General features: G+C 45.8%; 5 protein-coding genes. 4 read left to right on the forward strand and 1 reads right to left on the reverse strand.

The features are described 5' to 3' along the window. The first annotated feature begins 21 nt into the window (after positions 1-21). The 4 genes from ACN0V2_RS11955 to ACN0V2_RS11970 all read left to right on the forward strand — a co-directional run bounded on the left by ACN0V2_RS11955 (position 22) and on the right by ACN0V2_RS11970 (position 4231). Entirely contained in the window at positions 22-534 is a 513-nt protein-coding gene (locus ACN0V2_RS11955) for a hypothetical protein (protein WP_417551051.1), read from the forward strand. Further along, positions 535-1890, forward strand: coding sequence for a UDP-N-acetylmuramate:L-alanyl-gamma-D-glutamyl-meso-diaminopimelate ligase (gene mpl, locus ACN0V2_RS11960; RefSeq protein ID WP_417551052.1), 1356 nt, complete (start codon positions 535-537; stop codon positions 1888-1890). It abuts the gene before it with no gap. Further along, complete coding sequence (locus tag ACN0V2_RS11965) at positions 1883-2491, forward strand: UbiX family flavin prenyltransferase (RefSeq protein WP_417551053.1); 609 nt, start codon at positions 1883-1885, stop codon at positions 2489-2491. The genes mpl and ACN0V2_RS11965 overlap by 8 nt, the downstream gene beginning before the upstream one ends. A gap of 72 nt (positions 2492-2563) precedes the next feature. Continuing rightward, the gene (locus ACN0V2_RS11970) at positions 2564-4231 is read left to right on the forward strand and encodes a formate--tetrahydrofolate ligase (RefSeq protein ID WP_417551054.1); all 1668 of its coding nucleotides are present in this window, start codon (positions 2564-2566) and stop codon (positions 4229-4231) included. Here the strand turns inward: ACN0V2_RS11970 and ubiB are convergent, their stop codons facing one another. After that, positions 4232-5899: a ubiquinone biosynthesis regulatory protein kinase UbiB gene (ubiB, locus tag ACN0V2_RS11975; RefSeq protein ID WP_417551055.1), complete on the reverse strand. Its 1668-nt coding sequence runs from the start codon at positions 5897-5899 to the stop codon at positions 4232-4234. Positions 5900-6000 lie beyond the last annotated feature (101 nt).

Raw genomic sequence — 6000 nt, forward strand, 5'->3', positions numbered from 1 at the left:
TGACGCGCTATCATGCCGCTCATGAAATTTATACTGCAATTTACTGATATTTGTCTGTTCCGCTCAGGACCAGATAGCCTTCCAGCAAATAATCAACTACTGCAATTGGTATTGTTGGCATATTTTTGTGTCAGCGTATTAATGAATCAGATCGATATGTCACTACGAATTAGTTTGTGGATAGGTATAAGCGATCTGGTCGTGCTGATGACATTTATATATTTATTACTAAGAACGAATAACTACCTGCCACGTTATCAACAAACATTGATGGCCATGGCTGGAACTGGCAGCTTATTGGGGCTATTGGCAATGCCATTATTATGGGCATTTCATCAATATGCTGAACAATCGGATACGGCAAATTTCATTTTATTTGCATTGATGCTGGTGATGTTCTGGAGCTTAATGGTTACAGCACATATCATCCGTCGCACACTTGAAACAACAGCCCCAAAAGCAGTTGCACTTACTGTTTTGTATGTTGTTCTCGCCATTATCATTAATGGCCTAGTTATGTCCGGAGTGACCTAAATGCATATTCATATTTTAGGCATCTGCGGCACGTTTATGGGGGGGCTTGCCTTACTAGCGCGTGATCGTGGTTTTACGGTTTCTGGTTCTGATGCCAATGTGTATCCACCAATGAGTGATCAGTTAACTGCAGCAGGTATCAATGTTATGCAGGGCTATCTAGCAGAACATCTGCAACCAGCACCTGATATAGTCGTGATGGGTAATGCGATGTCTCGCGGAAATCCTGCAGTTGAGTATGTTCTCAATCAGGGCTTACCCTATATTTCCGGACCACAATGGTTGGCTGAAAATATTCTGGTCAACCGCTGGGTGTTGGCGGTATCCGGTACCCACGGTAAAACAACAACCAGCAGTATGTTGGCCTGGATTCTGGAATATGCTGGCATGCAACCCGGTTTTTTGATCGGTGGAGTGCCGGGTAATTTTGGTCAATCTGCCGCTATAGGTAATACGCCTTTTTTTGTAATTGAAGCCGATGAATATGACACGGCGTTTTTTGATAAACGCAGCAAGTTTGTTCATTATCGTCCGCGCACTCTGGTGATTAATAATCTGGAGTTTGATCATGCTGATATTTTTGCTGATTTAGCTGCAATACAAACCCAGTTCCATCATCTGATTCGTACTGTTCCTGCCGAAGGTCTGGTAATTACTCCTTATGATGTTGCTGCTATTGAACAGACCCTGGCACGAGGCTGTTGGACACCCAGACAAACTTTGGATGGTGAAGAAGCTGACTGGCAATTAACCGAAATGGCAGCAGATGGCCATTGTTTCACCGTGCAGCATCAACAGCAGAGAGCACAGGTGAACTGGTCATTACTTGGCAAACATAATGTTAATAATGCTCTGGCGGCAATTGCTGCCGCTCATCACGTTGGTGTGACTGTCGAACATGCCTGTGAAGCATTAAATCAGTTTAAAGGGGTTAAGCGTCGTCTTGAACTGCGTGGTGAATGCCGGGGTATCAAAGTCTATGATGATTTTGCCCATCATCCGACAGCGATTGCCACGACTTTGCAAGGCTTGCGAGCCAATATTGGTCAGCAACGATTGATTGCCGTATTAGAGCCGCGTTCCAATACTATGAAAATGGGCGTTCATGAACAAACTTTAGCCGCCTCACTACAAGCGGCTGATAAGGTTATCTTGTATCAGGATCCACAGTTGACCTGGTCGTTAGACAGTATTCAGCAGCAACTGGGTAATAACTCAGTCTTGCATCGAAGTATTGATGATGTCGTCGCTCAGTTGGTCAGTCAAAGCAAATCAGGCGATCATATTGTTGTGATGAGCAATGGTGGCTTTGGTGGTATTCATCAAAAAATTCTGGATGCATTGGACAATGACTGATCCACAACAAATTGCGTTAGCTATTACCGGTGCATCAGGTGCGCCTTATGCCAAACGTTTACTAGAGCAATTACTCAGTCAGGGAATAACCGTTCATCTGATGATTTCAGCTGCCGGCAGAATTGTATTAGCGGATGAATTGGACTGGAAGTTACCAGCGCGTGCTGCCGATGCGACAAAAGTTTTAGTCACACAGTTTGCCTGCCAACCTGAACAATTAAAGCTTTATGGCGAACAACAATGGTCTTCGCCACTTGCCAGTGGCTCTCATTCAGTCCCCACAATGATTGTCTGTCCCTGCACCATGGGAACCTTGTCTGCCATCGCTTGTGGCGGCAGTGATAATCTGATTAATCGTGCCGCTGATGTCATGATTAAAGAGCAACGTAAGTTAATTGTGGTGCCGAGAGAAGCACCGTTTTCGCCAATTCATCTGGAAAATATGCTGAAACTTTCTCGACTGGGTGTATGTATCATGCCGCCCAATCCGGGTTTTTATTTTCGGCCGCAAACACTCGAAGATATAGTCGACTTTGTGGTGGCCAGAATTCTTGATCAAGCCTCAATAAAACATCAGTTGATGCCTCGCTGGGGCGAATAAGTAGTGGCCCGAATATAGGGCCATAAACTAACTCGCGTATAATGCCCGCAGAGCCAAAATTCGGAAAATAGCATGTCAGATATTGAAATCGCCCAACAAGCCACAATGCAGAATATTAGCGAGATCGCCACGCAAAAGTTAGGTTTGCAGGTCGATGATCTGGATAGCTATGGCCGTTATAAAGCCAAAGTATCTCTACAGGTGATGGACGATTTGGCAACAAAGCCCGATGGCAAACTGATTCTGGTTACCGCCATAAGCCCTACACCGGCTGGTGAAGGTAAAACCACCACTACGATTGGGCTGAGCGATGCGCTCAACCGAATTGGTAAACAAGCTACGGTTTGTGTTCGTGAACCCTCTATGGGCCCTTGCTTTGGATTGAAAGGCGGTGCTGCGGGTGGTGGCTATTCGCAGGTGGTTCCGATGGAAGATATCAACCTGCACTTTACCGGTGATTTTCATGCTATCGCAGCAGCTCATAATCTGTTGGCAGCCATGATTGATAACCATATTCATCATGGTAATTCGCTTCAGTTGGATACTCGCAAGATCACCTGGCAGCGGGTTGTTGATATGAATGATCGTGCCTTACGGCAGATCACGATAGGAATGGGGGGGCCTGCAAATGGTTTTGTGCGTGAAGACAGCTTTGATATTGTGGTTGCCTCGGAAGTCATGGCAATTTTCTGTCTGGCAGCCTCTTTATCCGAATTAAAACAGCGGCTCGGCAATATATTGATTGGTTATTCCATTGACGGCACGCCAAGATATGCCAGTGATTTAAATGCTCATGGAGCTATGACGGCGCTGCTCAAAGATGCGATTAAACCGAATCTAGTACAAACGTTGGAAAATAATCCAGCGTTTGTCCACGGTGGACCTTTCGCCAATATTGCACACGGCTGCAATTCGGTCATTGCTACCAAAATGGCATTAAAATTGAGTGATTATGTGGTGACTGAAGCTGGCTTTGGTGCCGACTTGGGGGCTGAAAAGTTTATTGATATAAAATGCCGTAAAGCCGGTATCCGTCCTGATCTGGCGGTAGTTGTCGCCACTGTAAAAGCATTGAAATATCATGGTGGTGTTAACGTACCGGATTTGTCAGCTGAAAATCTCACAGCACTTGATAAGGGGCTGACCAATCTGCGTAAGCACTTACATAATTTACAAAATGAGTTTGGTCTGGAATGTGTGGTGGCGATAAACCATTTTATTCAGGACACTGATTCAGAAATCGCATTGATTAAAGAGGCTGTTGAGTCTATGGGAGCGACAGCTGTTCTGGCCCGACACTGGGCTGAAGGTGGGGCGGGGGCCGAGTTGCTTGCTCGTACAGTTGTTGAAAAATTACAGAAACCGGGTAAATGCGAATTGCTGTATAGCGATAGTGCAACTTTATGGGACAAAATCAATGCTGTTGCCAAGAGATTGTATGGGGCTAATGAAGTGATTGCCGATAAAAAAGTACTGAAAAAACTGGGCGAATTTCAATCGTTACATGGTGATATGCCAGTATGTATGGCAAAAACACCTTATTCGTTTAGTAGCGATCCCAGCTTACGCGGCGCCCCCGATCAACATACCTTGACCATTCGGGATGTGCGTTTGTCACGAGGCGCGGGCTTTATTGTCGTGCTTTGTGGAGATGTGATGACTATGCCCGGTCTGCCTAAGATTCCTGCGGCAGAGCGAATCGATATTGATGATAAAGGTGTGATCAGTGGTTTGTTCTGATCAATCGGAACTGCGCAGGCTGAAATAAAGCATTAATCCGCCCCAGAGCCCCAAAACCCAGCTAAGCACCGGCATGCCGGCCAACATGTTCGATGAATAACCATCCAGGCCTTTAATTATCGCTGCACCCACAATAAAGGCTGCACCACTGACAGCGGTGGCTGTTCGATAACTTGAATGACGAACTTCACGACGAATCTTTTCCAAATCCTGTGATGATAATTGCATATGCAATTGTCCGGCCTGAGCTTGTTTGGTTAAATCATGCAGCATTCTGGGCAATGTCGGTAAAGTCTCGGCCCAGGTCGGTACTTCTTTCTGTAGCGATTTAACGGCCGCCTGCCAGCCCAGCTTTTCCTTCATCCATTGTTCCAGAATCGGTTTAGCGGTTTGCCACAAGTCCAGATCCGGGTACAGATCACGACCCAGACCTTCAATATTCAACAGTGTTTTTTGCAGTAAAACCAGTTGTGGTTGGATCTGCATATTAAAGCGTCGGGCAGTCTGAAACAGTCTCAACAAAAGCTGTCCAAATGAAATCTCTTTCAGTGGACGAGCAAAAATGGGCTCGCAGACACTGCGAATCGCCGATTCAAATTCATCCATTCGTGTTTCTGCCGGAACCCAGCCTGACTGGATATGCAGTTCGGCCACCCGGCGATAATCATGATTGAAAAACGCCAGAAAGTTTTCAGCCAGATAACGCTGATCATCCGGCGACAGAGTGCCCATAATGCCGAAATCAATAGCGATATAACGTGGTAACTGGGGATTACTGACATCGACCAGAATATTGCCTGGGTGCATATCAGCATGAAAGAAACTGTGTCTGAATACCTGGGTAAAGAAGATCTCCACCCCGATGGTGGCCAGCAATTCCAAATCGATATTATGTTGTTTCAACAACGCGATATTACTTATCGGGGCACCAAATACCCGTTCCTGCACCAGCAGGTTTGGTTTGGTTAATGACCAGTAGACTTCTGGCACATACAATAAACGTTCATCAGCAAAATGCCGTTTCAGCTGTGAAGCGGATGCGGCTTCACGCAACATATCCAGTTCATCAAACAGGTTTTTTTCCAGTTCAGCGACCACCTCACGAGGACGTAGACGTTTGCCTTCAGACCAGTATTTTTCCGCTAAACCGGCGAGGGTATAAAGCAGGTCGACATCGCGGCGAATAACTTTCTCAATACCGGGACGCACTAATTTAAGAATAACCTGCTTACCATCAGTCAATGTAGCGGCATGTACTTGAGCGATTGAAGCAGAGGCCAGCGGATCAGCTTCAATATGACTAAAAATACGTTCCGGTTCACCTTCTTCATAGGCAGCATGAATAAGTGCTAATGCAATATCGTTAGGGAAGGGCGCAACTTGATCCTGCAGTTTGGCCAGTGAATCAGCGATATCTTCCGGTAATAAATCACGGCGGGTAGAAAGAATTTGACCAAACTTGACAAAAATTGGTCCTAAATCCTGCAACGCCAGGCGAATTCGCTCGCCTCTAGGCAAGTCGGCTTTATGGCGCCAGCGATAAGGTGAAAACCAGCTCAGAAAACGATAGGGGCGGAAAAAATGTATAGCCAGAATCAGCTCGTCGAGACGATGGCGGCCCAAAACATGATTAATTTGCAATAAACGTCCGAACTGACTGATTTTCATGTTTTTTTCTCAATAATGTTTTGCAGTCGTTTGATTCGGGCTTCCAGTCTATCGGTATCGGCACGAAGCAGATCCACATTTTGCATAAACCGCGTTGTTTG

It is taken from the genome of Methylophaga sp. (assembly GCF_048266885.1).
Taxonomy (GTDB): domain Bacteria; phylum Pseudomonadota; class Gammaproteobacteria; order Nitrosococcales; family Methylophagaceae; genus Methylophaga.

What these genes read in the sequence shown, in the direction of transcription:
- ACN0V2_RS11955 (WP_417551051.1), top strand. Translation starts at nt 22, where the DNA reads ATGAAATTTATACTGCAATTTACTGATATTTGTCTGTTCCGCTCAGGA.
- mpl (WP_417551052.1), top strand. Translation starts at nt 535, where the DNA reads ATGCATATTCATATTTTAGGCATCTGCGGCACGTTTATGGGGGGGCTT.
- ACN0V2_RS11965 (WP_417551053.1), top strand. Translation starts at nt 1,883, where the DNA reads ATGACTGATCCACAACAAATTGCGTTAGCTATTACCGGTGCATCAGGT.
- ACN0V2_RS11970 (WP_417551054.1), top strand. Translation starts at nt 2,564, where the DNA reads ATGTCAGATATTGAAATCGCCCAACAAGCCACAATGCAGAATATTAGC.
- ubiB (WP_417551055.1), bottom strand. Translation starts at nt 5,899, where the DNA reads ATGAAAATCAGTCAGTTCGGACGTTTATTGCAAATTAATCATGTTTTG.